The following is a 328-nucleotide window of genomic DNA, read 5'->3' on the forward strand; positions in this document are numbered from 1 at the left end:
AAGGCACACAGATTACTTCACTTCCTGATAACTTGACTGTCGGAGGTTATCTCTACCTACGCGGTACACAGATAACATCATTGCCTGATAACTTAACTGTCGGTGGTTCTCTCGACCTGCGCGGCACACAGATAACATCATTGCCTGATAACTTAACTGTCGGTGGTTCTCTCGACCTGCGCGGCACACAGATTACTTCACTTCCTGATAACTTGACTGTCGGAGGTTATCTCGACCTACGCGGTACACAGATAACATCATTGCCTGATAACTTAACTGTCGGTGGTTCTCTCGACCTACGCGGTACACAGATAACATCATTGCCTGA

The 328-nt window shown here is 47.3% G+C and carries 1 protein-coding gene; it reads left to right on the forward strand.

Annotation, left to right across the window (positions count from 1 at the left end; genetic code table 11):
- On the forward strand, positions 1-328 hold a 328-nt coding region (locus D0T57_RS02610; protein ID WP_368666894.1), incomplete at both ends, for a hypothetical protein.

The organism is Dysgonomonas sp. 511 (genome assembly GCF_010501105.1).
Taxonomy (GTDB): Bacteria; Bacteroidota; Bacteroidia; order Bacteroidales; family Dysgonomonadaceae; genus Dysgonomonas.